Source organism: Polymorphobacter multimanifer, assembly GCF_014205635.1.
Lineage (GTDB): Bacteria > Pseudomonadota > Alphaproteobacteria > Sphingomonadales > Sphingomonadaceae > Sandarakinorhabdus > Sandarakinorhabdus multimanifer.
In genome coordinates, this window is the sequence record NZ_JACIIV010000007.1 from 34411 (window position 1) to 58377 (window position 23967).

Annotated in this window: 27 protein-coding genes; 13 read left to right on the plus strand and 14 right to left on the minus strand. The window is 65.9% G+C overall.

The genetic code is table 11. The features are described from left to right. Positions 1 to 33: 33 nt before the first annotated feature. The 4 genes from thrS to FHS79_RS05570 all read left to right on the plus strand — a co-directional run bounded on the left by thrS (position 34) and on the right by FHS79_RS05570 (position 3384). Positions 34 to 2037, plus strand: a complete 2004-nt coding sequence (gene thrS / locus FHS79_RS05555) for a threonine--tRNA ligase (protein ID WP_184196638.1) — start codon at positions 34 to 36, stop codon at positions 2035 to 2037. A 23-nt stretch (positions 2038 to 2060) separates the two neighbouring features. Then, complete coding sequence (locus tag FHS79_RS05560; protein ID WP_243452693.1) at positions 2061 to 2300, plus strand: UvrB/UvrC motif-containing protein; 240 nt, start codon at positions 2061 to 2063, stop codon at positions 2298 to 2300. 98 nt (positions 2301 to 2398) lie between these two features. Beyond that, complete coding sequence (infC, locus tag FHS79_RS05565; protein WP_184196641.1) at positions 2399 to 2923, plus strand: translation initiation factor IF-3; 525 nt, start codon at positions 2399 to 2401, stop codon at positions 2921 to 2923. Between the two features lie 14 nt (positions 2924 to 2937). After that, positions 2938 to 3384, plus strand: coding sequence for an AAC(3)-I family aminoglycoside N-acetyltransferase (locus FHS79_RS05570; protein ID WP_274603690.1), 447 nt, complete (start codon positions 2938 to 2940; stop codon positions 3382 to 3384). Between the two features lie 22 nt (positions 3385 to 3406). On the opposite strand, the gene FHS79_RS05575 is transcribed toward FHS79_RS05570, so the two are convergent. Continuing rightward, positions 3407 to 4072 (minus strand): hypothetical protein, encoded by a 666-nt coding sequence (locus FHS79_RS05575; protein WP_184196647.1) that lies wholly within the window; start codon positions 4070 to 4072, stop codon positions 3407 to 3409. Positions 4073 to 4161: 89 nt separating this feature from the next. Between FHS79_RS05575 and FHS79_RS05580 the strand changes: the two genes are divergently transcribed. The 3 genes from FHS79_RS05580 to ccmE are packed head-to-tail and all read left to right on the plus strand — an operon-like array spanning position 4162 to position 5461. After that, the gene (locus FHS79_RS05580) at positions 4162 to 4890 is read left to right on the plus strand and encodes a heme ABC transporter permease CcmC (protein WP_184196650.1); all 729 of its coding nucleotides are present in this window, start codon (positions 4162 to 4164) and stop codon (positions 4888 to 4890) included. Continuing rightward, complete coding sequence (gene ccmD / locus FHS79_RS05585; RefSeq protein WP_184196653.1) at positions 4887 to 5033, plus strand: heme exporter protein CcmD; 147 nt, start codon at positions 4887 to 4889, stop codon at positions 5031 to 5033. Before FHS79_RS05580 ends, ccmD begins: the two co-directional genes overlap by 4 nt. After that, the gene (gene ccmE, locus FHS79_RS05590; protein ID WP_184196656.1) at positions 5030 to 5461 is read left to right on the plus strand and encodes a cytochrome c maturation protein CcmE; all 432 of its coding nucleotides are present in this window, start codon (positions 5030 to 5032) and stop codon (positions 5459 to 5461) included. Before ccmD ends, ccmE begins: the two co-directional genes overlap by 4 nt. A gap of 3 nt (positions 5462 to 5464) precedes the next feature. Here ccmE and FHS79_RS05595 read toward each other — a convergent pair whose 3' ends face one another. The 6 genes from FHS79_RS05595 to FHS79_RS05620 form a co-directional block, all read right to left on the minus strand. Then, positions 5465 to 6685: an argininosuccinate synthase gene (locus FHS79_RS05595; protein WP_184196659.1), complete on the minus strand. Its 1221-nt coding sequence runs from the start codon at positions 6683 to 6685 to the stop codon at positions 5465 to 5467. A 10-nt stretch (positions 6686 to 6695) separates the two neighbouring features. Further along, on the minus strand, positions 6696 to 8189 hold the full coding sequence (locus FHS79_RS05600) for a S10 family peptidase (RefSeq protein WP_184196662.1): 1494 nt from the start codon (positions 8187 to 8189) through the stop codon (positions 6696 to 6698). Positions 8190 to 8198: 9 nt separating this feature from the next. After that, a complete protein-coding gene (locus tag FHS79_RS05605) occupies positions 8199 to 9452 on the minus strand; it encodes an SAM-dependent methyltransferase (protein WP_184196665.1) in 1254 nt (417 codons plus the stop codon). Between the two features lie 79 nt (positions 9453 to 9531). Then, positions 9532 to 9984 carry a hypothetical protein gene (locus FHS79_RS05610; protein WP_184196667.1) on the minus strand — a complete coding sequence of 151 codons (453 nt, stop codon included), beginning with the start codon at positions 9982 to 9984 and terminating at the stop codon, positions 9532 to 9534. Between the two features lie 49 nt (positions 9985 to 10033). Then, positions 10034 to 11350 carry a 23S rRNA (adenine(2503)-C(2))-methyltransferase RlmN gene (gene rlmN / locus FHS79_RS05615; protein WP_184196670.1) on the minus strand — a complete coding sequence of 439 codons (1317 nt, stop codon included), beginning with the start codon at positions 11348 to 11350 and terminating at the stop codon, positions 10034 to 10036. 29 nt (positions 11351 to 11379) lie between these two features. Next, on the minus strand, positions 11380 to 12240 hold the full coding sequence (locus FHS79_RS05620) for an MBL fold metallo-hydrolase (RefSeq protein ID WP_184196672.1): 861 nt from the start codon (positions 12238 to 12240) through the stop codon (positions 11380 to 11382). A 70-nt stretch (positions 12241 to 12310) separates the two neighbouring features. On the opposite strand from FHS79_RS05620, the gene FHS79_RS05625 reads away from it, so the two are divergent. Genes FHS79_RS05625 through FHS79_RS05635 form a run of 3 tightly spaced genes read left to right on the plus strand, consistent with a single transcriptional unit; the run spans position 12311 to position 13915 of the window. Beyond that, entirely contained in the window at positions 12311 to 12661 is a 351-nt protein-coding gene (locus tag FHS79_RS05625) for an ArsR/SmtB family transcription factor (protein ID WP_184196674.1), read from the plus strand. Beyond that, positions 12639 to 13145 (plus strand): rhodanese family protein, encoded by a 507-nt coding sequence (locus tag FHS79_RS05630; RefSeq protein WP_184196676.1) that lies wholly within the window; start codon positions 12639 to 12641, stop codon positions 13143 to 13145. Before FHS79_RS05625 ends, FHS79_RS05630 begins: the two co-directional genes overlap by 23 nt. Continuing rightward, positions 13145 to 13915: a sulfite exporter TauE/SafE family protein gene (locus FHS79_RS05635; protein WP_184196678.1), complete on the plus strand. Its 771-nt coding sequence runs from the start codon at positions 13145 to 13147 to the stop codon at positions 13913 to 13915. The genes FHS79_RS05630 and FHS79_RS05635 overlap by 1 nt, the downstream gene beginning before the upstream one ends. Before the next feature lie 105 nt (positions 13916 to 14020). Here FHS79_RS05635 and FHS79_RS05640 read toward each other — a convergent pair whose 3' ends face one another. After that, positions 14021 to 14794, minus strand: a complete 774-nt coding sequence (locus FHS79_RS05640; RefSeq protein ID WP_184196680.1) for a glucose 1-dehydrogenase — start codon at positions 14792 to 14794, stop codon at positions 14021 to 14023. A 192-nt stretch (positions 14795 to 14986) separates the two neighbouring features. On the opposite strand from FHS79_RS05640, the gene FHS79_RS05645 reads away from it, so the two are divergent. Further along, the gene (locus tag FHS79_RS05645) at positions 14987 to 17770 is read left to right on the plus strand and encodes a TonB-dependent receptor (protein ID WP_184196682.1); all 2784 of its coding nucleotides are present in this window, start codon (positions 14987 to 14989) and stop codon (positions 17768 to 17770) included. Between the two features lie 72 nt (positions 17771 to 17842). Here FHS79_RS05645 and FHS79_RS05650 read toward each other — a convergent pair whose 3' ends face one another. Genes FHS79_RS05650 through FHS79_RS05660 form a run of 3 tightly spaced genes read right to left on the minus strand, consistent with a single transcriptional unit; the run spans position 17843 to position 19643 of the window. Then, positions 17843 to 18484 carry a MarC family protein gene (locus tag FHS79_RS05650; RefSeq protein ID WP_184196685.1) on the minus strand — a complete coding sequence of 214 codons (642 nt, stop codon included), beginning with the start codon at positions 18482 to 18484 and terminating at the stop codon, positions 17843 to 17845. Continuing rightward, entirely contained in the window at positions 18481 to 19344 is an 864-nt protein-coding gene (folD, locus tag FHS79_RS05655; protein WP_184196688.1) for a bifunctional methylenetetrahydrofolate dehydrogenase/methenyltetrahydrofolate cyclohydrolase FolD, read from the minus strand. Before folD ends, FHS79_RS05650 begins: the two co-directional genes overlap by 4 nt. Continuing rightward, the gene (locus tag FHS79_RS05660) at positions 19341 to 19643 is read right to left on the minus strand and encodes a YggT family protein (RefSeq protein WP_243452695.1); all 303 of its coding nucleotides are present in this window, start codon (positions 19641 to 19643) and stop codon (positions 19341 to 19343) included. Before FHS79_RS05660 ends, folD begins: the two co-directional genes overlap by 4 nt. Positions 19644 to 19761: 118 nt before the next feature. Between FHS79_RS05660 and FHS79_RS05665 the strand changes: the two genes are divergently transcribed. After that, positions 19762 to 20625, plus strand: a complete 864-nt coding sequence (locus FHS79_RS05665) for a 3-hydroxybutyryl-CoA dehydrogenase (RefSeq protein ID WP_184196691.1) — start codon at positions 19762 to 19764, stop codon at positions 20623 to 20625. A gap of 164 nt (positions 20626 to 20789) precedes the next feature. Continuing rightward, a complete protein-coding gene (argB, locus tag FHS79_RS05670; RefSeq protein ID WP_243452696.1) occupies positions 20790 to 21689 on the plus strand; it encodes an acetylglutamate kinase in 900 nt (299 codons plus the stop codon). 11 nt (positions 21690 to 21700) lie between these two features. Here the strand turns inward: argB and FHS79_RS05675 are convergent, their stop codons facing one another. Genes FHS79_RS05675 through FHS79_RS05685 form a run of 3 tightly spaced genes read right to left on the minus strand, consistent with a single transcriptional unit; the run spans position 21701 to position 23852 of the window. Further along, positions 21701 to 22174, minus strand: a complete 474-nt coding sequence (locus FHS79_RS05675) for a GlcG/HbpS family heme-binding protein (RefSeq protein WP_184196694.1) — start codon at positions 22172 to 22174, stop codon at positions 21701 to 21703. After that, the gene (locus FHS79_RS05680; protein WP_184196697.1) at positions 22174 to 23106 is read right to left on the minus strand and encodes an electron transfer flavoprotein subunit alpha/FixB family protein; all 933 of its coding nucleotides are present in this window, start codon (positions 23104 to 23106) and stop codon (positions 22174 to 22176) included. Before FHS79_RS05680 ends, FHS79_RS05675 begins: the two co-directional genes overlap by 1 nt. After that, complete coding sequence (locus FHS79_RS05685; RefSeq protein ID WP_184196700.1) at positions 23103 to 23852, minus strand: electron transfer flavoprotein subunit beta/FixA family protein; 750 nt, start codon at positions 23850 to 23852, stop codon at positions 23103 to 23105. Before FHS79_RS05685 ends, FHS79_RS05680 begins: the two co-directional genes overlap by 4 nt. Between the last annotated feature and the right edge of the window lie 115 nt (positions 23853 to 23967).

Here is a 23967-nt window from a genome sequence, read left to right on the forward strand (position 1 = left end):
GGAAGCGGGGCAATCCGACCGACAGAAAGTCCCATGGCCGAACTCATTTCCCTCACCCTCCCCGATGGCTCCGTGCGACAGCTGCCGCGCGGCACTACCGGCGCGGATGTGGCCGCGAGCATCGGACCCGGCCTCGCCAAGGCCGCGATCGCGGCACGGGTGAACGGCGAGCTTGTCGATCTGCACCTGCCGATCGAAGCCGATGCGTCGCTGGCCCTCGTCACCCCGCGCGACGAGGCCGATGCGCTCGAACTCGCACGGCATGATTATGCGCATATCCTTGCCGAAGCCGTGCAGGCGCTGTTCCCTGGCACGCAGATCACCTTCGGCCCCTCGACCGACGATGGCTTCTACTATGATTTCGCCCCCGCCCCCGGCCGCGGACCCTTCACCGAGGAGGATCTGCCGGCGATCGAGGCCGAGATGCGCAAGCTCATCGCCGCCGACAAGCCGCTCCGCCGCGAAGTCTGGAGCCGCGAGGCGCTCGTCGAGCGCTGGACGCAGCAGGGCGAGAGCTTCAAGGCCGAATGGGCCGCGGAGCTTCCCGATGGCGAGCCGCTGACGATCTACCGGTCGGGTGAGGACTGGCTCGACATGTGTCGCGGGCCGCACCTGCCCAGCACCGGCAAGCTCGATCCGTCCGCCTTCAAGCTCACCCGCGTCTCGGGCGCCTATTGGCGCGGGGACCAGGCCAACGCCATGCTCAGCCGCATCTACGGCACCGGCTGGCTCAACAGGAAGCAGCTCGATGCGCACATGACGCGCCTCGAGGAGGCCGCCAAGCGCGATCACCGCAAGCTGGGCGCCGAGATGGACCTGTTCCATCTCCAGTCGGAAGCGCAGGGCTCGGTATTCTGGCACCCCAACGGCTTCATCCTCTGGCGCCAGCTGGAAGCCTATATGCGCCGCCGCCTCGATGCCGCCGGCTACGAAGAGGTCAAGACGCCGCAGTTGATGGACGTCCGCCAATGGGAGCGCTCGGGCCATTGGGGCAAGTACAGCGAGAACATGTTCGCCGTTCCCGACGAGGTGCCTTCCGCCGATGGCGAAGGCCCGGTGCTGAAGGGCACCGGCGACATGATGGCGTTGAAGCCGATGAACTGCCCGGCACACATCCTCATCTTCAAGCAGGGCATCAAATCCTATCGCGACCTGCCACTCAAGATGGCCGAATTCGGCTGCTGCCACAGGAACGAGCCGCATGGCGCCCTCCACGGCATCATGCGCGTCCGCCAGTTCACCCAGGACGACGCCCATATCTTCTGCCGCGAAGACCAGCTCGTCGCCGAAGTGAAGCAGTTCTGCGACCTGCTCGATTCCGTCTATCGCGACCTCGGCTTCACCCAATATGCCATCAAGCTGGCGCTGCGCCCCGAAAAGCGCTTCGGCAGCGATGCGATGTGGGACTGGTCGGAACAGTCGCTGCGCGACGCCGTCGCTGCCACCGGCCGCAACACCCCCGAATGGGGCTGGGAAGAGCTTCCCGGCGAAGGCGCCTTCTACGCGCCCAAGCTTGAATTCCACCTGACCGACGCCATCGGCCGCACCTGGCAGGTCGGCACGATCCAGACCGACACGGTGCTGCCCGAGCGCCTCGATGCCTCCTATGTCGGGGAGGACGGTGCCCGCCACCGCCCGGTCATGCTTCACCGTGCGATCCTCGGCACCTTCGAACGCTTCATCGGCATCCTCATCGAACATCATGCCGGCCGCTTCCCCACATGGCTCGCCCCGGTGCAGGCGGTGGTCGCCACCATCGTGTCCGACGCCGACGACTTTGCCGGCACCGTCGCCGCAGCCCTCAAGGCCGCCGGCATCCGCACCGACACCGATCTTCGCAACGAGAAGATCAACCTCAAGGTGCGCGAGCACAGCCTCACCAAGGCCGCGTACATGCTGGTCGTGGGCCGGCGCGAGGCCGAGGAAGGCACGGTGGCACTGCGCAACCTCGCCGGCGGCGAGCAGAAGGTCATGCCGCTCGCCGAAGCGGTGGCATTCCTGCAGTCCGACGCACTGCCGCCCGATCTCAGGCGCTGATCGCTCGGCTCCGATCGACAGTCATGGCCACCACTCGCCAGCGCCTCGAAGCCGAGATGCACGCGGCGGCGGCCGCCGGTGAATTCGAGCGCGCCGCAAAGCTCAGGGACGAGCTGCGCGCGCTCGATTTCGATCCGTCCGAAATCCATGCGCAAGTGCCGGGTGCCATGGGAATCGGCACCCAGCACCCCAAGCCCGTGCGCCCCGAAGGCTGGAAGCCGCCGAAAAAGCCCGATCCCATGACAAAAGGCCGTAAGCGCTAGCCTTTTGTCGCCGCCCCTTCCGGTCGACGCCGTTCGGCGCTACATAGCCACTGGAATCATTCCACAGGAGACCTTCCATACCAACTCCCCCGCGCCGCATGATGAACACGCCAGCACCCATGAATGGCCCGCGCTACGACGAGTTCATCACCGTCCCCAAGGTCCGCGTCATCGATCAGGATGGGGAAAATCTTGGCGTCCTCTACACCAAGGAGGCCATTGCCACGGCGCATGAGGCGGGGATGAACCTCGTCGAAGTCTCCCCAGGTGCGGATCCGCCGGTGTGCAAGATCCTCGATGTCGGCAAGTTCAAGTACGAAGCGCAGAAGAAGGCCGCTGCCGCGCGCAAGAACCAGAAGACGCAGGAGATCAAGGAGATCAAGATGCGTCCCAACATCGATGACCATGATTACCAGACCAAGATGAAAGCCGTGCAGCGCTTCATCGAGGAAGGGGACAAGGTCAAGCTGACGCTCCGATTCCGCGGCCGCGAACTTTCCCACGGCGAACTCGGCCTGCGCCTCCTCGAACGCGTCCGCGACGACGCCGCCGAATATGCCAAGGTCGAGCAGACGCCGAAGATGGAAGGCCGGCAGATGCTCATGGTGATCGCACCACGCTGACGGACCAGGCCTTCATTGTCCGCAAGCTCGGTTCCGATGACCTGAAGGCCGCGCGCCAGATGAACGCCCTGTTTGGACGCGCCTTCGAAGACCTTGAACGATATGAAGGCGCTCCACCCCAGGACCTCTGGCTGGCCCGGCTTCTGGCGCGCGACACGGTCACAGCACTGGTCGCCACCATCGACGAAACGGTCGTGGGCGGGCTTGTTGCATACCGGCTCGACAAGTTCGAGCAAGCAACAAGCGAGATCTGTCTGTACGATCTTGCAGTCGAAGAAGCGCATCGACGCCGTGGCATCGCCTCGGCTTTGATCAGCAGGCTACAGGCCATCGCCGCCGAAGCCGGAGCCAGCGTCATCTTCGTCCAGGCAGATTACAGCGACCCCCCGGCAATCGCCCTCTACGAAAGGTTCGGCAGCCGCGAAGCTGTATTGCACTTCGACATCAAACCAGCCGGCTGATCGTCCCTGTGGACGCGCACCCTCAATCCTCCGCCGCCCGCCCCATCACCATCCCCATCCCGCCACCGCCACCACCACCAGCACCCCCGCCGCCAGCACCACCGCGCCCGCCCCCCTCACGCGCACCCCCAGCCCGCCCACCCGCCGCAGCAGGCCGCGTCGGGCCCTGCGCCGGAATCAGTACCTCGGCCGAAATCCGGTCCAGATCGAGTGCCTCGCGCACGAAATCCCTGAGCGACACCACCAGTGCCGCCGTATGCACCGGCCGCCCCGCCACAAGCTCTTCCGCCGCCGATGCCGCCAGCCGCACCTGCTCCTCGGTGCCAAGCAGGATGATGTCGGAAAGTGCCGCTTCCACCGCATCCCTGATCCGCCGCGCGCGGTCGGACCCCTCGCCCGCTGCCGGCAGCTCCAGCAATGCCTCACCCTCGGCAGCTCCCTGCCGCCGCAGATCCCGCATATGCGTCGGATCGACCGTCAACGTACCCGTGAACGACCCTCCAAGCACCTTGTACGCCCCCATCAGCACCTTCAATCGCTCGTTGATCTGCCGGTTCTGCCGTTCGCGCCGCTGCTGGATGGTGAACATCGCCACCAACCGGATGCCCACCCCCACCAGCGCAAACAGCGCCAGCCCGATCAACGTCGTCACCACGCTTTCGAACGAAGAAAAATCAAACCCGCGCACGCCACACTCCCACAGTCTCCGCTCACCCTCCCATATGAGAGGCATCTTGTCTCTTTCCGGTTCAGCAGCACTCGCCTATATCCGCAGCCGTGCATCGCTACGCCAACCCGACGCGATTCCTGAAGATCGCCCGCATCGCCACGCCGCTCACGCTGGCGCTCGGCCTCATCCTCACCATTGCCGGCTTGTACATCGGCCTGTTCGCCTCCCCGCCCGATTACCAGCAAGGCGAGAGCGTGCGGATCATGTACGTCCATGTGCCGGCGGCCTGGCTCGGCTCGGGCGGCTATCTCGGCCTCGCCATCGCGTCCGCCACCGCCCTTATCTGGCGCCATCCGCTCGCCACCATCGCCGCCCGCGCCATAGCCCCCGCCGGAGCCGCGTTCAGCGCCATCTGCCTGATGTCCGGCGCGCTCTGGGGCAAGCCGACCTGGGGCACCTATTGGGTGTGGGACGCGCGGCTCACCTCGATGCTTGTGCTGCTCTTCCTCTACCTCGGCTATCTCGCCCTCGCCGCCGCCGAGACCGAGCGCGGCGGCGAACGCAAGGGTGCCGCCATCCTGGCCCTCGTCGGCGCCATCAACCTCCCCATCATCAAATACAGCGTCGAATGGTGGAACACCCTCCACCAGGGCAGCAGCATCAGCATCACCCAGGGCAAGTCCGCCATGGCGCCGGAAATCCTCACGCCGCTGCTCGTCTCGGTCGCCGGCTTCACCTTCCTGTTCGCCGCCATCGTGCTGATGCGGATGCGCGCCCTTCTTGCCGAGCAGCGCGTCGAAGCCCGCAGCCGCCGGCTGGCGGAGGCCGTCGCATGATCGGGCGCCCGGATCTCTGGGCCAGCTACATCTGGCCGTCCTACATCCTCACCATCGGCGGCCTCATCGCACTCCTCGTCTGGAGCTGGACCGCCATGCGCCGCGCCGAGCGCCGCGCAGACGCCTTGAAGAGGAAATCATGAAGCTCAAAGCCAAGCATCAACGCCTCACCCTCGTCGTCGGCGCGCTCGTGGCGCTGGGCGGCGCAGGTGTGCTTGCGTTCACCGCGCTCGGCGACAAGGCGACTTATTTCTACGCCCCATCCGATCTCGCCGCCGCCCTCCCCACCGATGCCATTCGCCTCGGCGGCATGGTCGAGGAAGGCTCGCTCGTCCGCGCCGGCGAGACCATCACCTTCCGCGTCACCGACATGCGGGCGCAGCGCGCCGTCACCTACACCGGCATCCTTCCGGACCTTTTCCGCGAAGGCCAGGGCGTCATTGCCGAGGGCACGTTCGACCCCGCCTCGGGCGTGTTCCGCGCCGACACCATCCTCGCCAAGCACGACGAGAACTACATGCCGCCGGAAGTGGCCGGCGCCATGCGCAAGACGGCGTCGGTTCAGGAGTAGCCGCTACCGGCCGTCGCGCCGCCCGAGCAGCCGCAGCCGCAGCGCATTGAGCTTGATGAACCCCGCCGCGTCGCGCTGGTCATAGGCGCCGGCATCGTCCTCGAACGTCACGATGCCCGCACTGTACAGCGAATTCGGGGACTTGCGGCCGACCACGCTCGCCGAGCCCTTGTAGAGCTTCAGCCGCACCGTACCGCTGACCTTGGCCTGGCTGTGGTCGATCGCCGCCTGCAGCATCTCGCGCTCGGGGCTGAACCAGAAGCCGTTGTAGAGCAGCCCCGCATATTTCACCGCCAGCTCGTCCTTCAGATGCGCCGCCCCGCGATCGAGGGTGATCTGCTCGATGCCGCGGTGCGCCAGGTGCAGGATCGTGCCGCCGGGCGTCTCGTACATGCCCCTCGATTTCATGCCGACAAATCGGTTCTCGACCAGATCGAGCCGGCCGATGCCATGGCGCCGACCCATCTCGTTCAAGGTCGCAAGCAGCGTCGCCGGCGATTGCGGGTCGCCGTTCACGGCAACCGCGTCGCCCTTCTCGAAGTCAACGGTGATGTATTCGGCCTCGTTCGGTGCATCCTCGGGGCTCTCGGTGCGGCTGTACACATAGTCGGGCACCTCCTCCCACGGGTCCTCGAGCACCTTGCCCTCGGACGAAGTATGCAGAAGATTGGCGTCGGTCGAGAACGGGCTTTCGCCGCGCTTGTCCTTGGACACCGGAATCTGGTGCGCCTCGGCAAAGGCGATCAGCGCCTCGCGGCTGGTCAGCGTCCATTCGCGCCACGGCGCAATGATGCGGATATCGGGTGCCAGCGCATAATAGCCGAGCTCGAAACGCACCTGGTCATTGCCCTTGCCGGTGGCACCATGGCTCACTGCATCGGCACCGACCTTCCGCGCGATCTCGATCTGCTTCTTGGCAATGAGCGGCCGCGCAATGCTGGTGCCAAGCAGATATTGCCCTTCATACAGCGCATTGGCGCGCATCATCGGGAACACATAGTCCGCCACGAACTCCTCGCGCAGATCCTCGATGAAGATATGCTCGGGCTTGATGCCGAGCAGCTGCGCCTTGGCGCGCGCCGGCTCCAGCTCCTCGCCCTGCCCCAGATCGGCGGTGAAGGTCACCACCTCGCAGCCATAGGTCTGCTGCAGCCACTTGAGGATAACGCTGGTGTCGAGCCCGCCCGAATAGGCGAGGACAACGCGGTTGATCGATTCAGACATGGTGATCGCCTTATTTGTAGCGGGCAATGAAGCGCCGGATGTCGGTGCTCAGCTTGGTGCGGTCGCTCGCCTGCACATACATCATGTGGCCCGATTGGTAATATTGGAAGTCCAGCCGATCCTGCGGAATGCCCGGCCGCTGCAGGCTGTACTCGGCGGCAAAGAACGGCGTGGCAAAATCATACCAGCCCTGCCCGATGAAAACCCCCATCGCCGTATTCTCGCGCATCGCCTTGCCGATCCAGGGGGTGAGGTTGAGATAGGCATCGCGCCCCGCGCCGATCCGCCAGTCCCAGCCCGGCGTGCCGCCGATCGAGATATAGCTGCGGTCGAGCGTCACCCCCAGTTCGCCGCGCGCATAGGCGTTCATCGCCGCGGGGTAGCTGGCGTCGATCCCGTAGAAGCTCGGGTCATTGTCGGGCCCCTCGCCGGCATTGTCATAATCCTTGCCGGTGTAGCGCGCATCGAGCCGGCCGATGCTCACCCCGCGGTCGCGCAGCAGCTCCTTGTAGAAGCGGTCGGGGGACACCCGCAGATTGGCGCGGTCGAGAAAGCCTTCCGATAGCCCGGTCAGCGCCGCGAAGCGCGCCCGCACCGCCGCCCGCTCGGCTTGCTCCAGCTTGGCACCCTTCACCAGCGCCGCCAGATACGGCCCCGTCGCAAACTGCCGCGCCGCTTCGACATGCGCTTCCACCGTCGCCGGCTTGTTCGCGACCGTGTCATGATACCAGCCCGCCGCCGCCATCGACGGCAGCGTCACCACGAACTGCATCTCATTGCCCTCGACCTGCGCTTCCAGCCCGAAGTCGAGGATCGTCGAGATGAGGATGATGCCGTTGACCGCAACATCATTGTAGCCCGAGTTCAACGCCTCGATCACCGCCGCCGAGCGGCTGGTGCCATAGCTTTCGCCGCCGATGAACTTCGGCGCATTCCAGCGACCGTTCTCGTTCAGCCACAGCCGGATCACCTCGGCCACCGCCTTGGCATCCTGCTTCACCCCCCAGAAGCTCTTCGCCTCGGTCTTGCCCAGCGCCTTGGACCAGCCGGTGCCAACGGGATCGATGAACACGATATCGGTCGCATCGAGCAGCGAATCCGGGTTGGGGTTGATCGGATAGGGCGGTGCGCCATCGTCCCTGGCATTGGGAATATCGACGCACTTGGGGCCGAAAGCCCCCATGTGCAGCCACAGCGAGCCCGAGCCAGGGCCGCCGTTCCACAGGAAGGTCACCGGCCGGTTGGCTTCCGGATTGTCCTTCAGATAGCTGGTGGTGAAGATCGCAGCCGTCGGCTTGTCGTCGGCGTCCTTCAGATGGATTTCACCGGCAATCGCCGTGTAGCGGATCGTCTGGCCACCGAAGGTGCCGCTGTGCTTCGTCACCGACCTGAACGGTGCGGCGATCGGCGCCCCCGAACTGGAATCGGGCTTGGCCTCCGGCTTGGCTTCCTGCGCGACGACAGGAGCGGCGAGCAGGGCGAGTGCTATCAGGAGTTTCTTCATCCGCGCTCGTTAGCGGGCGGCAGCCGTCCTGCCAAGCGCCGCCACCTGCGGTGCGAAGCCCTTTTCGATCTCGGCGATATAGTCGCGGGTCAGCGGCAGCACATCGCGCTTCTTCGCCAGCTGGATCTGCACATTCATATGGCCATCGTTGATGAACGCCGCGCGCGCTGCGGCCAGATAGAAGGTCCACATGCGGAAGAAGCGCGCGTCATACAGCGCCTCGATCTCGGCCCGCCGCGCCACGCACCGATCATACCAGGCATCGATCGTGTGCGCATAATGCAGCCGCAGCACCTCCATGTCGGTGATCCACATCCAGCTCTTCTCGATATGCGGAATGATCTGGCTCACCGCCGGGCTGTAGCCACCGGGAAAGATGTACTTCGCCGTCCACGGGTCGGTCGCTCCCGGTCCATCGGCGCGCGCGATCGTGTGCACCAGCGCCACGCCATCGGGCGCCAGCAGCCGCTCGATCGTCTCGAAATAGGTGCGGTAATTGGGCAGCCCGACATGCTCGAACATGCCGACCGAAACGATCCGGTCGAACTGCCCCTCCACGCGGCGATAGTCGACCAGCTCGAACTTCACATGCTCGGCCATCCCCTGCCGCGCCGTCTCGGCACGTGCATATTTCAGCTGCTCTTCCGAAAGCGTCACCCCCAGCACAGCGGCCCCGGTGTGGCGGTGCAGATAGCGCGCCAGCCCGCCCCAGCCGCAGCCGATATCGAGCACGCGGCACCCCGGCTTCAGATCGAGCTTGGCAGCGATATGCGCAAGCTTGGCTTCCTGCGCGGCCTCCAGCGTCTCCACCCCCGGCGCCCAATAGGCGCAGCTGTATTGCCGGTGCGGATCGAGGAACAGGTCATACAGCCGGTCATCGAGATCATAATGATGTGCCACGTTGCGCTTCGCCCGCCGCTCGAAATTGCGCTGGTCTATCCATGCCGCCACCGCCGCCTGCCGCCACAGCGCGAAGCGCGCGGTGTTGCTGCGCTCCCAACGAAGATTATACGTCACCAGGTCGACAAGGTTGCGCACATCGCCGCGCTCGATCACGAGCCGCCCGTCCATGAACGCCTCGCCTGCTCCCAGCGCGAGGTTGAGCGCCATCTTGCGCGGCGTGGCGCTGTCGGTCAGTCGGATCGCCACATCGGGCCTGCCAGCCTGGCGACTACCGTAGCGATATTGCTTGCCGCGAGCATCGGTAACGACCAGCTCGCCGAGCTGGATGAACTTGCGGAACAAACGGTCAAGCAGGAACATCGCGCAAATATAACCAAGTCACGAAATCCCGCCACCCCCCTGCTCGCAGGTGCAGCAGATTTCGTGCCAAGTCAGCGCCTCAACGCGAGTCGACCTCATCACTGCCAGCGTCATCATCCGACGTTTCGTCAACATCACCATGGTCACTGGCAACCGCTGCAAGCGGGTTCTCGCCGGTATCGGCTACCTCGTTCAGCGCGCCTCTGTCATCGGGATCGGCGCCGAGATCGTCATCACCCTCGCCGCCATCCGCCACCAGCGCGTCCGACACAACGGTATCGCCATCGTCCATCATCGGCTCGCCGGCATAGGCGCTCATGTCCACGCGGCCGGATGTCACCATCCCCTTCAGATGGTCGACGGTGTCGATATAGTCATTGTCATCATCGAGCCCGCTCTTCGCCTTGCGGCTGGCAAGCATGTCATGGTCATCGCCGGGGAGCCCCTCCAGACGGTCCTGCGCCACATCCTGCGCCTGGTCCTCGCCCTGCTGTTCGTTGCTCTCTGTCTGCGGTTCGCGCGGTTTCGTCATGCTGTCCTCCATCGCAGCATCAACTGCGAGGAGGCTCAGCGGTTGCCGCTCAGTCGACCCATTCGGCTTCCTTTTCCGCCGCGCGCCGATCGAGCTCGGCGCGGGTGATCTTCTCGCTCGCCGACTTGAGCTGGCCGCACGCCGCCATGATGTCGCGCCCGCGCGGCCGGCGGATCGGCGCGCTGATGCCCGCCTGGAAGATGATGTCCGAAAAACGGTTCACCCGCTCGTCGGTGCTCGTCTCATACGCCGAGCCCGGCCAGGGGTTGAACGGGATCAAATTGACCTTGGCCGGCAGCTTGTACTTGCGGATCAACCGCACCAGTTCATGCGCATGCTCGTCGAGGTCGTTCTTGTCCTTGAGCATCACATATTCGAAGGTGATCCGCCGCGCATTGCTCGCACCCGGATAGGCCGCGCACGCCTCGAGCAACGATTCCAGCCCGTATTTCTTGTTGATCGGCACAATCTCGTCGCGGATCTCCTTCGTCACCGCGTGCAGGGACACCGCCAGGTTGACGCCGATCTCGTCGCCGGCGCGGCCCATCATCGGCACCACGCCCGACGTGCTCAGCGTGATCCGCCGCTTGGAAAGCCCCAGCCCCTCGCCGTCCATCACGATACCGAGCGCATCGCGGACATTCTCGAAATTGTAGAGCGGCTCACCCATCCCCATCATCACGATGTTGGTGAGCATCCGTCCCGCGGTCGTGTAGTTCGAGCCGGGGTTGTGCGCGCCGGGGATATAGGGCCGGTCCTCGTCGTCGTCATCCCCATCTTCTTCGGGGCTGTCTGGCAATGCGGGCAGCGCCGGGCCGGAAGCACTGGGCCATTCCCCCAGCGCATCGCGCGCCAGCATCACCTGGCCCACGATCTCGGCCGGCGTCAGATTGCGCACCAGCTTCATCGTGCCGGTGAAGCAGAAGCGGCAGTTGAGCGTGCACCCCACCTGCGCCGACACACACAGCGTGCCGCGATAGGCATCGGGGATGAACACGCACTCGGCCTCTTCGCCATCATCGAAGCGCAGCAGCCATTTGCGCGTGCCGTCGATGCTCACCTGCGCGGTCACCACCTCGGGCCGCCCCACAACGAAATGCTCGTCCAGAAACGCCCGCGTCTCCTTGCTGATGTTGGCAAAGCCGCTCACTTCCGTGGCGCCGCGCTGGTAGATCCAGTGCCACACCTGCTGGGCACGCATCTTCGCCTGCTTTTCGGGGATGCCCGCCTCGATCAGCGCTTCGCGCAACTGCGGCTTGGTCAGCCCCAGCAGCGCCCGCTTGCCATCGGCACGGGCGGTGGCAGGCTTGCGCGCTGAAACCTTGGGATCGATCGGGCCGGGGCTGGCCATGAGTTCGGTATTCATGGGTCGGGCCTATACAGCGGTTGCGCCGCTCAGGCCATCCGCACCGGAATCTTCAGGAACACGCCGCCACGCGGGCTTGGCGCAGGAAGCTTGCCGGCGCGGATATTGACCTGGAGCGAAGGCAGGATCAGCGTCGGTGCCGCGAGTGTCGCATCGCGCGCCTGCCGCATGGCGACCAAATCATCCTCGCCGATGCCATCATGCACATGGATATTGTGCAGCCGCTCGTCCGCAACGCTCGTCTCGAAACGGAAATCCTTGCGCCCCTCGGGCAGATAATCATGTCCGACGAAAATGCGCGTCGCCCCCGGCAGCGCAAGGATGCGCCGGATCGAGCGATGCAGCGTGCGCGCATCGCCACCGGGGAAATCCGCCCGCGCCGTGCCATAGTCGGGCATGAACAGCGTATCCCCCACAAACGCCGCATCGCCGATCAGGTAGGTCACGCACGCCGGCGTATGGCCCGGAGTGTGAATCATCGCGATGGTCAGTTCACCCAGCGGCAGCGTGTCTCCCTCGCCCATCAGCACATCGAAATCGCTGCCGTCGAGCGGCACGTCATCGGCCTCGAACACCGGCGCGAACACGCCCTGCACTTGCGTGATATGCGCGCCGATCACCAGCCTGGCGCCAGTCCGGGCCCGCAACCAATCCCCGGCCGTCAGATGATCGGCATGCGCGTGCGTCTCGAGAATGTAGCGTAGCTGCAGCCCCTTGTCGGCAATCGCCGCCAGCAAGGCATCGGCCGACGCATGGCCCAGCGTCGCACTTTTCGGCTCATAGTCGAGCACCGGGTCGATCACCGCGGCATCGAGCGACGCCGGGTCCCACACCAGATGCGTGGCGGTGTTGGTGGCAGAATCGAAAAAGGTCTGAACGGTGGGGCGCATGGCCAAACTCCCTGGTTGATGTAGTCATATTAGCAGTTGCTAAATTAGAATCAACTTATATATTGGCGGTATGACGATGCCCATCCACCTCGATCCAGCCGCCTTCGCCGCCAGCGCGGCAGCCGCCGCCCGGCTGCTCCGCGCGCTTTCAAACGAGCGGCGGCTGATGATCCTCTGCCAACTCGTCGAGGGCGAGCGCACTGTCAGCGCCATGCTGCCGCTCGTCGGCCTTTCACAGTCCGCACTGTCGCAACATCTCGCCGTTCTGCGCGCCGAAGGCCTTGTCGCCACACGGCGTGACGGCCAGGCGATCCACTACCGCATCGCCGACCCCAATGCCGCCCGCCTGCTGGAAACCCTTGCCGCCATCTTCTGCCCACCCCAACCGGAGACGCCCGATGCTCACCCCCCTCAATCCTGAAGCCGTCAGAACCCGGCTCGATGCCGGCCAGGCCTGCCTGATCGACATTCGAGAAGCCGATGAATTCGCCCGCAGCCATGTCCCCGGCGCACGCTCGATGCCGCTCTCCACGCTCGGCGCCACCATCCCCGGCGATGGCATCATCTTCACCTGCCGCTCAGGCATGCGCACCGCCGCCAATGCCGCAAAGCTCGCCGCCCTCGCCCCCGGTGCCGCCGTGCTCGAAGGCGGGCTCGATGGCTGGGCCAAGGCAGGCCTCCCCGTCGCCACCAACGCCCGCGCCCCGCTCGAGATGATGCGCCAGGTGCAGATCGCCGCCGGCGTGCTCATCCTCACCGGCGTGCTGCTCGGCTTCACCGTGGCGCCAAGCTGGTTCGGGCTCGCCGGCTTCGTCGGCGCCGGCCTCACCGTCGCCGGCGTCACCGGCTTCTGCGGCATGGCAAAGCTCCTGGCGGTCATGCCCTGGAACCGCGCCGCCGCCTGATGGACACAGGCCTGATCATCGCGGCCGCCGGCGGCGCGGTGATCGCACTGCTGCTCGGCATCTTCGGCGGCGGCGGCTCGGTGCTCGCCACGCCTTTGCTCGTCTATGCAGTCGGCATCACCAACCCGCACATCGCCATCGGCACCTCGGCCGCGGCCGTTGCCGTCAATGCCCTTGCCGGCCTCGCGGTGCAGGCGCGCGCCGGCCGCGTCAAATGGCCGTGTGCGCTGGTGTTTGGCGGCGCCGGCCTGTCGGGCGCGCTGCTCGGCGCCCAGCTCGCCAAGCAGATCGACGGCCAGTTGCTCCTCGGCTGGTTCGCGCTGGCCATGGCGTTGGTCGGCACCTCGATGCTCGTGCCGCGAAAGGCCGACGGCATGGCAAACATCCACCTCACCACCAGCATGGCGATCAGGCTGGCGCCCGCCGGCCTCGGCGTCGGCCTCGCCTCTGGCTTCTTCGGCATCGGCGGCGGCTTTCTCATCGTGCCCGGCCTGATGATGGCCACCGGCATGACGCTGGCCAATGCCGCCGCATCGTCGCTGGTGTCGGTGGTGGTGTTCGGCGCCGCCACCAGCGCCAGCTATGCCGCATCGGGGCTCATAAATTGGCCGGTGTTCGCAGCACTGGTCGCGGGCGGCCTCGTCGGCGCCGTCGCTTCGGCGCCGATTGCGCGGCTACTCGCCGGCCGCGCTGCCCTCGCCCGTCGGCTGTTCGCAGTGATGGTGCTGCTCGTCGCCGCCTATGTCGCCGTCCGCGCCTTCGGCGGCTAAAGTGTGTTTCGGAAAAATTGGCACCGGTTTTCCGATGAAAACACACGACCACAAAGAACTGGACCCGCGTTTTGATCACAGCAAAACGCAATAGGGTCCAGGGGGTCACATGGCGCTGATGCCACCATCGACGAACAGGCCATGCCCCGTCACCATCTTCGCTTCGTCCGACACGAGATACACCGCCGCCCAGGCCACATCATCGGGCTCGCCCACCTGCCCCAGCGGAATCTGCCGGCCGAGCTTGGCCAGCCCTTCCTCGCGCCCGAGCGCGCCGGTCAGCGCATCGAGGATCGGCGTGTCGATGAACACCGGGTGGATCGAGTTGCAGGTGATGCCGTAGCGCTGCTTGGCACAATGCAAAGCCACCGACTTTGTAAGGTGCCGCACCGCTGCCTTGGCGCTGTTGTAGGCCGCACTGTTGTGCCCCGCGATCACCCCGGCAATCGAGGAAATGTTGAGGATCGAGCCGCGCACGCCGGTCGCCTTCACCGTCCGCGCCATCAGCGGCAGCGCCAGCTTGCAGCCGAAGAACACGCTGTCGAGGTCGATCGCATGCACCCGCCGCCAATCCTCGAAGCTCGTCGCCTCCACCGTGCTGCCCGCCGCAATGCCGGCATTGTTGACGAGGACATGCATGCCGCCGAACCGCTCCTCGGCCATCGCGATCGCCGCCTCCCATTGCGCCGGATCGGTCACGTCATGGCCGATGCTCGCCGCCTTGTCGCCATAACGCGCCGCCTGCGCCGCGGCACCGGCGGCATTGATATCGGTGAACAGCACCCGCGCCCCTTCATCGATGAAGCGTTGCGCCATCGCAGCCCCCAGCCCCTGGGCGGCACCCGTGATGAGGGCAGTCTTGTCGGCAAGGCGGTTCATGGCAAATCTCCTGTTGTGCCGCACTTTGGCGGCGCCATTGCTGCGCCGCTAGCTCTGGAAAACGTGACTTTGATACAACAGTGAAACAATTCCTTTGCGCGTTAACAAATCGCCCTCGACAGCGGCATCCACTCGGATAGGCTGGCCGGAATAAACACGCCGAAAAGGCGTTTTCTTGGGGAGATCATTGTCATGAAAACTGTCTGGCTCACGTCCGCTGCTGCGTTGCTTTTGCCCAACCTCGCCGTCACCGCGGCATCGGCACAGGAAGTGGCCCAGGCAGACGAGCCGTCAGCCAGCGAAATCATCGTCACCGCCACCCGCCGCGCCCAGTTGCTGTCGGACGTGCCGATCGCCGTCAGCGCCGTCTCGATGGACCAGATGCGCAATTCCGGCGCCACCGACATTCGCCAGTTGAACCAGCTGGCACCGTCGCTGCTCGTGTCCTCCACCGGCAGTGAAGCCAATGGCTCGGCGCGTGTCCGCGGTGTCGGCACCGTGGGTGACAATCCGGGCCTCGAAAGCTCCGTCGCCGTCTTCATCGACGGTGTCTATCGCAGCCGCTCGGGCATCGGTCTCAACGAGCTCGGCGAGCTCGAGCGGATCGAAGTGCTGCGCGGTCCGCAGGGCACCCTGTTCGGCCGCAACGCCTCCGCCGGTCTCATCAATGTCATCACCGCCAAGCCCAGCTTCACGCCCGGCGGCATCGCCCAGATCGATTACGGCAACTTCAATTTCTGGCGCCTCAGCGCCTCGCTCACCTCGCCGATCATCGGGGACAAGCTCGCCGGCCGCATCGACGGCGTCTATGTCAAGCGCAACGGCTTCCTCACCGACCAGATCTCGGGCGACACCATCAACGATCGTGACCGGATCTTCGTGCGTGGCCAGCTGCTGTTCACCCCCACCAGCGATCTCAGCGTGCGCCTGATCGGCGATTACAGCTATCGCGACGAGTCCTGCTGCGCAGCCAGCTACAACCCCGTGCGTGCCTGGAACGACCCCACGCGCACCGGGGAAGCCGCCAACACCAACCCCGATGGTGCCTTTCAGGAAATTCCGAACCCCATCCTCGATGTGCTCCAGAGCCTTGGTGGTCGCATCAACCAGCGGCCGTTCGATCGCATCGCCTCGGTCACGCCGGGCCGCGGCTTCCGCAACACCACGCGCGATTGGGGCGTGTCGGGCGAGCTCAACTGGGCCTTCGGCGATTTCAACCTGACCTCCATTACCGCCTATCGCGGCTACAAGGCAGGCGGCGCCGGCGATCTCGATTACAACAATGTCGACATTCTCTACCGCGCCGACGATGGCACCAGCTTCCGCGAGTTCGGCACCTTCACCCAGGAGCTGCGCCTGCAGGCATCGCTGTTCGACGACACACTCGATGTGCTGATCGGCGGCTTCTACTCGAACGAAAAGCTCAACGTGTCGGACAACATCAAGTTCGGCACCCAATACGGCGCTTTCGCCTCGTGCCGCCTCCTCACCTTGCTCTCGCCGTCCGCGGCGCTGCGCAATCCGGCCGCACCGGGCTGCCTCAGCCCGACCGGCGCCGCCACGGTGGTCGGCGCCTTCGGCCCGGCAGCTGGCGGAATCCTGATCGACGGCCTCAACCGCCTGTCGACCGTCAACAACGTCGGGGACAACGGCAGCCGCTACCGGCAGGTCAGCGAGAACTTCGCCATCTTCACGCACAATGTCTGGAACATCACCGACACGCTGGCGCTCACCGGCGGCCTGCGCTGGACCAGCGAGCGCAAGGATTTTTCGGCGCGCTTCAACAGCAACAACACCGCCTGCGTCGCCCAGCAGAACGCATTTTCACCCTTCCTGCCCGGCGGCGCCGCCGCCTTCCCGGCAGCCCTGCAGGGCTTCACCCAGGCGGTTGTCAACCTCACCTGCCAGGGCAACAGCTCTGCGGCGCTCAACGCGCTCGGCACCCTCGAGGACACCCGCCGCGAGAACGAGTTCACCGGCACCACCGTCCTGTCCTGGAAGCCGACCGAAGACTGGCTGGTCTATGGCAGCTACTCACGCGGCTACAAGTCGGGCGGCTTCAACCTCGATCGTTCGGCGCTGGGCCTGCCCATCTTTGCCCCCACCGATCCTCGCAACGTCGTGACCGCAGGCCTCTCCGGCAGCACCGTGCAGGCAATTCCGTTCGGCACCCGCAACCTTCAGTTCGACCAGGAGATCAACAACGCCTTCGAACTCGGGCTCAAGTTCAGCAGCCGCCAGTTCACCATGAACGTCGCGGCGTTCCGCCAGGAGTTCCGCAACTTCCAGTTGAACACCTTCAACGGCTCGGTCTTCCTCGTCCAGACGGTGAATGGCTGCAAGACCGACCTCGCCGGCGGCGATCGGGACACTTCGCCGATCACTGGTGGCTGCGCTGCCGATCAGGTGAAGCCGGGCCTCGTCAGCCAGGGCTTCGAAGTCGAGACGACGATGAGCCCCACCCGCGACCTGATGGTCACTGCCGGCTTCACCCTCGCCGACACCAAGTTCGCACGCAATCTCGTCGGCAACCAGAACGGCTCGGCGCTCGATCCGGCGCTGTTCCTGCTGCCGGGGCAGCAGATCTCCAACTCGCCGCTCTATGTCGTCACGGGCTCGTTCGGCTGGACGCCGGAGATCGGCACCAGCGGCCTGTCGGCGCTCATGTACACCGATTTCCGCTACAGCTCGGCATATAACACCGGCTCGGACCTGTTCCTCGAAAAGGAGCAGCAGGGCTTCATCGTGGTCAACGCCCGCATCGGCCTGCGCGGCCCCGCCGAACGCTGGGCGCTGGAATTCTGGGCACAGAACCTGCTCAACACCAACTTCGATCAGGTTGCCTTCAACGCGCCGTTCCAGGGTGGCGGCTCGCTCGCCAACACCCAGCGTTTCGGCGCGACGTCGAACCAGCTGTTCGCCAGCTTCCTCGGCGAGCCCCGCACCTACGGCGTGACCCTGCGCAGCCGCTTCTGACGCAAGGACAATCTTCCGCTTCCCGCCGCCCCCAAAGGCCGGCGGGAAGCGGTCCAGCCGGATCGGCCGGCGCTACAGCCCGAAGCTCTGCTTGATCCCGTCCACCACGAACTGCGCCGCAAGTGCTGCCAGCACCACCCCCAGCAGCCGCGTCAGCGCGCCCTCGAACTTTGCGCCCATCAGCTTCATGATCGGCCCTGCCGCCAGCAGGCACAGCAGTGTCAGCACCATCACGGCAGCAAGCGCGGCCAGCACAGCCCCAAGCTGCAGCGCATCCCCGGCGCGCGCCGCCAGCAGCATCACCGCAGCAATCGACCCAGGCCCCGCAAGCATCGGGATCGCCATAGGAAACACCGAGATGTCCTCTTCCTCGAGGCTCGCCGCACTCGCCACCACCTCCTCGGCGCGGTTCTCCCGGCGCTCGGTGCGCTTTTCGAAAACCATGTCGATGGCGATCAGGAACACCATCACCCCACCCGCGATCTTGAACGCCGCGAGGCTGATGCCGAGCGCGCTCAGGAACGGCTGGCCGCCGAGCGCGAACGCCACCAGCACGCCGGCGGCAATGACAAAGGACCGCACCGCCATCGCCCGGCGGTGCGCGGCACTCGTCCCGACCGTCAGCGACGAGAAGATCGGCACGCACCCCGGCGGATCGATCACCACGAACAGCGTCACGAACGCCGAAATGAACAGCGCGATCGCCTCGGTCATGCGCGTGCCCGCGCCGCCTGCAGCGTGTTCGCCAGCAGGCACGCAATCGTCATCGGCCCCACACCGCCCGGCACCGGCGTGATCCAGCCGGCACGCGGCAGCGCCGAGGCAAAGTCGACATCGCCCACCAGCCGGCCCTTGCCGTCCGCCCCCACGACGCGATTGATTCCCACATCGATCACGCAGGCGCCGGGCCGCAGCCATTCGCCCTGCACCATGGCCGGAATGCCCACGGCCGCCACCACGATCTCGGCACGCGCCACATGGCCGGCCAGGTCGCGCGTCCGCGAATGCGCCACCGTCACCGTCGCACTCTTCGCCGTCAGAAGTGCGGCCATCGGCTTGCCGACGATCGACGAGCGACCGATCACCAGCGCCTCCCTGCCCGAAAGGTCGCCCAGCGCCTCCTCGATCAGCATCAGGCACCCCTTGGGCGTGCACGGCACAAGTGCCGGCTGTCCGATCATCAGCCTGCCCGCATTCACCGGATGAAAGCCGTCGACATCCTTTGCCGGGTCGAGTGCTGCAATCACCTTGTCGGCATCGATGTGCCGTGGCAGCGGCAGCTGCACCAGGATCCCGTCCACCGCATCATCGGCGTTGAGCGTCGCCACCAGCGCCAGCAGCGCGTCCTCGCCCACATCGGCGGGCAGCTTGTGCTCGACCGACACCATCCCCGCCTCGCGCGTCGCCACACCCTTGTTGCGCACATAGACGCTGCTCGCCGGGTCCTCTCCCACCAGCACCACCGCCAGCCCAGGCGCACGCCCGCGCACGGACACGATCTCCGCAACGCCGAGCGCCACCTCGGCACGCAGCCGGGCAGCCCGCGCCTTGCCGTCGATCAGGATCGCGCTCACACCACCCCGGCATCGAGCAGCAGTGCCGGCAGCACCCGCTGGATCAGGATGATGATCAAAATCAGCACCATCGGCGCCAGGTCGATGCCACCCATGTCGGGTAGCACCCGCCGGATCGGCCGCAGCAGCGGCGCGAAAAACCGATCGAGCCCGGTCACGATGCTGTAGACGAAGCGGTTCTGCAGGCTCAGCACATTGAAGGCCACCAGCCAACTCAGCACCGCCCAGATCACCAGTGCCCAGACCAGCAGCTGCAGCGCGTAGATCACCACCCCCACCAGGGCTACCAACGTATTCATCACCATTCCTCGAATATCAGCCATCGCCTCCTACAGCCCGCCCCCCAATCCGACAACTCGCGTCTTGCCGCAGCGTCCCCCACCGCCTAACCGGGCGGGGCAAAACAGGAGCCTCAGGATGCAGACCATCGGAGTCATCGGCAGCGGGCTGATGGGCAACGGCATCGCGCATGTGGCCGCCCTCGCCGGCTATGACGTCATCCTGTCGGACGTGGAGATGAGCCGCGCCGAGGCCGCCCGCAGCACCATCACGAAAAACCTCGCCCGCATGGTCGGCAAGGGCACCGCCACGCAGGACGCCGCCGACGCCGCCCTCGCGAGGCTCACCCTCACCACCGACAACGCCGCCCACGAAGCCGCCGACCTCGTCATCGAAGCCGCCACCGAGAACGAGAGCGTAAAGGCCAAGATCTTCCAGTCGCTCACCCTGCAGCCGCACACGCTGCTCGCCACCAACACCAGCAGCATCGGCATCACCCGCCTCGCCAGCACCACCGACCGCGCGGACAAATTCTGCGGCCTCCACTTCTTCAACCCCGTACCGCTCATGGCCCTCGTCGAGATCATCCCCGGCCTCGCCACCAGTGCCGACACCACCGCCGCCATGCACGCCTTCGCTACCCGGCTCGGCAAGACCGCGATCGAAGCTGCCGACAGCCCCGCCTTCATCGTCAACCGCATCCTCTGCCCGATGCTCAACGAGGCCATCTTCGCGCTCGGCGAAGGCGTCGGCTCGGTCGTGGACATCGACACCGGCCTCAAGCTCGGCGCCAACCACCCCATGGGCCCGCTCACGCTGGCCGATTTCGTCGGCCTCGACACGCTCCTCAGTATCATGCGCGTGATGCAGGACGGCACCGGCGACCCCAAATATCGCCCCGCCCCGCTGCTCGTCAGATATGTCGAAGCCGGCTGGCTGGGCCGCAAATCGGGCCGCGGCTTCTACGATTACACCGGCCCCGAGCCGGTCCCGACCCGCTGACCGATCGAACGCGGGGCCTTGTGATGCGGCGTCTCGCCTTCGCCGCCTTGCTCCTCGCCAGCGCCGCCGAAGCCCGTGAAGCGCCCGGACGCGCCATCGCCGATGTCGTTGCCGTGCCGGGCCCCCTCTATCGCGGGCGCTGATCGCCCCCTATAGCGCTCCGCATGAGTCACGACCCCACCCCCGAAATGATGGGCAAGACCGAAACCCTGGTCGAAGCCCTGCCCTATCTGCAGCGCTACGCCGGCTCGATCTTCGTCGTGAAATACGGCGGCCACGCCATGGGCAACGCCGGTCTCGCCCGCGATTTCGCCGAGGATATCGTCCTCCTCAAGGCTGTCGGCATCCTCCCGGTTGTCGTCCATGGCGGCGGCCCGCAGATCGGCGCCATGCTCGATCGACTCGGCATCGAAAGCCAGTTCATCGATGGCCTGCGCGTGACGTGTGAAGACACCGCCCGCATCGCCGAAATGGTCCTCGCCGGCTCGATCAACAAGGAGCTTGTCGCCTGGATCGCAGCCGCCGGCGGCCGTGCAGCCGGCATCAGCGGCAAGGACGCCGGGCTCATCCGCGCCCGCAAGATCACCCGCACCACCCGCGATCCCGGCAGCGCCATCGAGCAGGTCGTCGATCTCGGCTTCGTCGGCGAGCCCGAAACTGTCGATCGCACCATCATCGACACGCTGCTCGCCGCGGGCATCATCCCGGTCATCGCCCCCGTCGGCACCGGCTCCGACGGCCACACCTACAACATCAACGCCGACACCATGGCCGGCGCCATCGCCGGCGCGCTCGGTGCCGCGCGCCTCTTCCTCCTCACCGATGTCGCCGGGGTGCTCGACAAGGACAAGGCGCTCCTCACCGACCTGACCCTCGGCGATATCGCCACCCTGACCGCCGACGGCACTATCACCGGCGGCATGATTCCCAAGCTGGAAACCTGCGTCACCGCCATCGAAGCCGGCGTCGATGCCGCCGTCATCCTCGACGGCCGCATCCCCCATGCCTTGCTGCTCGAAATCTTCACCCGTCGCGGTGCCGGAACCCTGGTGCGCAAGGGCTAGCAGGTCCGCGCTCAGCGAACGGCAGTCGCCCCGGCTTCCGCAATCTCGCCGTCCTGCGCCGAACTCGCCCCGCTCACGCCAACGGCCCCGACCACCGCAGCACCAGCCTTCACCGGCACCGCGCCGTCGACCATCGTCCCCGGCAGCGTCAGCATCCGCAGGCCCTCGGGCTCCAACAGTCGTTGCTGCATCACCTTGGTCGGCTGGCGGAAGCCGGCAGCGGTCTTCGCCTTCGCCAGTGCGATCTCCGGCCCAACCATCGAGGCATCGTCCATCCGCGCACTCACGATCGGCACACCGGCGGGGTCCACCACCACGACCGAAACCTTCAGCCCCATCGCCACCGCCTTGGCCTCGGCCGCAGCGAGCACCGCCCTGGCGCCAGCCAGCGTCAGCACCGGCTTCTGCACCACCATCTGTGCCGCAGCCGGCGCTGCCAGCAGCAGCGCTGCCACAACAGCCGCAGCGATGGGGGCGGCGCGCATCACAGCTTGCCCGTCAGCTCGGGAAGCAGCGTGAACAAATCGCCCACCAGCCCGATATCGGCGACCTGGAAGATCGGCGCTTCCTCGTCCTTGTTGATCGCGACGATGATCTTCGAATCCTTCATCCCCGCCAGATGCTGGATGGCGCCCGAAATGCCCACCGCCACATAAAGCTCCGGCGCCACGATCTTGCCGGTCTGCCCCACCTGGTAATCATTGGGCGCATAGCCGGCATCCACCGCGGCACGGCTGGCGCCCACGGCAGCCCCAAGCTTGTCGGCAAGCGGATCGATGAACTCGTGGAACTTGTCCGCCGAGCCCAGCGCCCGGCCACCCGAGACGATGATCTTCGCACCCGTCAGCTCCGGCCGCGCCGAGCTGGTCAGCTCCGCGCCCACGAAAGACGCCTTTTCGCTGGCGCCTGCTGCCGAAACCGCCTCGACGCTCGCCGCGCCACCGGTCGCCGCTGCCTTGGCGAAGGCCGTGCCGCGAACCGTCAGCACCTTCTTGGCATCGGCTGACTTCACCGTCGCAATCGCGTTCCCTGCATAGATCGGCCGGGTAAAGGTATCCGGCCCCTCGACCGACAGGATCTCCGAAATCTGCGCCACATCGAGCTGGGCAGCCACACGCGGCGCCACATTCTTGCCGCGCGATGTAGCCGCCACCACGAACGCATCATAATCCGCCATCAGCCCCACGATCAGTGGCGCCAGATTCTCCGGCAATGCATTGGCAAAGCTCGCATCATCGGCATGCAACACCTTGGCCACGCCCGCCACCTGTGCCGCCGCTTCCGCCACCGCGGCCGAGCCTTGCCCCGCCACCAGCACATGCACGTCGCCGCCGAGCTGCCCGGCCGCGGTCACCGCCGCCAGCGTGGGATCCTTCAGGCTCGCATTGTCATGTTCAGCCAGAACCAGAACGCTCATGCCACTGCTCCCAGAACCTTGAGCTTCTCCACCAGCTCATCCACCGTCTTCACCTTCACGCCCGCCTGGCGCTTGGAAGGCTCCACCACCTTCAGCACGCTCAGCCGCGGCGTCATGTCCACGCCATAATCGGCTGGCGTCTTGGCGGCGATCGGCTTGGACTTTGCCTTCATGATGTTGGGCAGCGACGCATAGCGTGGCTCGTTGAGGCGAAGGTCGGTCGTCACCACGGCCGGCAGCGTCAGCGCCACCGTCTCCAGCCCGCCATCGATCTCGCGGGTCACATGCACCGAGTCACCCTCGGGCGCCACCTTGCTGGCAAAGGTTCCCTGCGGCCAGCCGAGCAGCCCGGCGAGCATCTGCCCGGTCTGGTTGGCATCGTCATCGATCGCCTGCTTGCCGAGGATCACAAGCCCGGGAGCCTCTTCTTCCACGATCTTCGCGAGCACCTTGGCCACGGCGAGCGACTCGGTCACCTGGTCGGTCGTGACCAGGATGCCGCGGTCCGCACCCATCGCAAGTGCTGTGCGCAGCGTCTCGGTGGCCTGCTGCACGCCGATCGACACCACGACGATCTCGGTGACGATGCCCTTTTCCTTCAGCCGGATCGCCTCTTCCACGGCAATCTCGTCAAAAGGGTTCATGCTCATCTTCACATTGGCGAGGTCAACGCCCGTGCCATCGGCCTTCACCCGCACCTTCACGTTGTAATCGACCACCCGCTTGACGGGCACCAGAACCTTCATCCCAGCTCTCCACAGGCTGCAAAACTGCCCGAACGCTTGGCGCAACCTCTCCCACACGTCAACCTTTCGCCACAACGTCCAGGCTGTCGCGGGGCGTTCTGGACAGCACCGGCAC

Coding starts and splice junctions, on each gene's coding strand:
- FHS79_RS05645 (WP_184196682.1), top strand. CDS start 14,987: ATGAAAACTGTCTGGCTCACGTCCGCTGCTGCGTTGCTTTTGCCCAAC.
- ccmD (WP_184196653.1), top strand. CDS start 4,887: ATGATCGGGCGCCCGGATCTCTGGGCCAGCTACATCTGGCCGTCCTAC.
- FHS79_RS05560 (WP_243452693.1), top strand. CDS start 2,061: ATGGCCACCACTCGCCAGCGCCTCGAAGCCGAGATGCACGCGGCGGCG.
- FHS79_RS05610 (WP_184196667.1), bottom strand. CDS start 9,984: ATGACGAAACCGCGCGAACCGCAGACAGAGAGCAACGAACAGCAGGGC.
- FHS79_RS05600 (WP_184196662.1), bottom strand. CDS start 8,189: ATGAAGAAACTCCTGATAGCACTCGCCCTGCTCGCCGCTCCTGTCGTC.
- FHS79_RS05650 (WP_184196685.1), bottom strand. CDS start 18,484: ATGACCGAGGCGATCGCGCTGTTCATTTCGGCGTTCGTGACGCTGTTC.
- FHS79_RS05685 (WP_184196700.1), bottom strand. CDS start 23,852: ATGAAGGTTCTGGTGCCCGTCAAGCGGGTGGTCGATTACAACGTGAAG.
- FHS79_RS05595 (WP_184196659.1), bottom strand. CDS start 6,685: ATGTCTGAATCGATCAACCGCGTTGTCCTCGCCTATTCGGGCGGGCTC.
- rlmN (WP_184196670.1), bottom strand. CDS start 11,350: ATGAATACCGAACTCATGGCCAGCCCCGGCCCGATCGATCCCAAGGTT.
- FHS79_RS05635 (WP_184196678.1), top strand. CDS start 13,145: ATGGACACAGGCCTGATCATCGCGGCCGCCGGCGGCGCGGTGATCGCA.
- ccmE (WP_184196656.1), top strand. CDS start 5,030: ATGAAGCTCAAAGCCAAGCATCAACGCCTCACCCTCGTCGTCGGCGCG.
- FHS79_RS05660 (WP_243452695.1), bottom strand. CDS start 19,643: ATGAATACGTTGGTAGCCCTGGTGGGGGTGGTGATCTACGCGCTGCAG.
- infC (WP_184196641.1), top strand. CDS start 2,399: ATGATGAACACGCCAGCACCCATGAATGGCCCGCGCTACGACGAGTTC.
- thrS (WP_184196638.1), top strand. CDS start 34: ATGGCCGAACTCATTTCCCTCACCCTCCCCGATGGCTCCGTGCGACAG.
- FHS79_RS05665 (WP_184196691.1), top strand. CDS start 19,762: ATGCAGACCATCGGAGTCATCGGCAGCGGGCTGATGGGCAACGGCATC.
- FHS79_RS05640 (WP_184196680.1), bottom strand. CDS start 14,794: ATGAACCGCCTTGCCGACAAGACTGCCCTCATCACGGGTGCCGCCCAG.
- FHS79_RS05630 (WP_184196676.1), top strand. CDS start 12,639: ATGCTCACCCCCCTCAATCCTGAAGCCGTCAGAACCCGGCTCGATGCC.
- FHS79_RS05675 (WP_184196694.1), bottom strand. CDS start 22,174: ATGCGCGCCGCCCCCATCGCTGCGGCTGTTGTGGCAGCGCTGCTGCTG.
- FHS79_RS05680 (WP_184196697.1), bottom strand. CDS start 23,106: ATGAGCGTTCTGGTTCTGGCTGAACATGACAATGCGAGCCTGAAGGAT.
- argB (WP_243452696.1), top strand. CDS start 20,790: ATGAGTCACGACCCCACCCCCGAAATGATGGGCAAGACCGAAACCCTG.
- FHS79_RS05620 (WP_184196672.1), bottom strand. CDS start 12,240: ATGCGCCCCACCGTTCAGACCTTTTTCGATTCTGCCACCAACACCGCC.
- FHS79_RS05625 (WP_184196674.1), top strand. CDS start 12,311: ATGACGATGCCCATCCACCTCGATCCAGCCGCCTTCGCCGCCAGCGCG.
- FHS79_RS05605 (WP_184196665.1), bottom strand. CDS start 9,452: ATGTTCCTGCTTGACCGTTTGTTCCGCAAGTTCATCCAGCTCGGCGAG.